Source organism: Rhizobium ecuadorense (assembly GCF_001187535.1).
Lineage (GTDB): Bacteria > Pseudomonadota > Alphaproteobacteria > Rhizobiales > Rhizobiaceae > Rhizobium > Rhizobium ecuadorense.
Genome location: NZ_LFIO01001721.1, coordinates 1 through 283, shown reverse-complemented (window position 1 = coordinate 283; position 283 = coordinate 1). Strand labels below are relative to the sequence as shown.

Sequence of the window (283 nt, the reverse complement as noted above, 5' to 3'; positions counted from 1 at the left end):
GACTTGGGTAGTGCGCAGCAGCTCGCTTGCGGCACTGGGTCGAACCGATGAGGCGCATGCTTCAGCTATGGAAACTCTCAAGCAGCACCCCGAGGTGAGTGTCGAGAGCATGATCAGTGAACCCGGCCTAAGCACAATCGAGCGCAATCGGTTCATAGAGACAATGCCACTCGCTGGCTTCCCAGCATGCGCCAAGCCCGAGGCGCTGGCGAACCTCGCCAAACCTGTGCGACTGCCGGAATGCGAGGCGGAGAAGGCCAAACCGCTCGGGCAGCCATAGAAC

1 pseudogene is annotated in these 283 nt (G+C 60.8%); it reads left to right on the top strand.

Annotated elements, in window-relative coordinates:
• Positions 1-280: pseudogene (locus tag AF337_RS44795) on the top strand (adenylate/guanylate cyclase domain-containing protein); the annotation flags it as partial.
• Between the last annotated feature and the right edge of the window lie 3 nt (positions 281-283).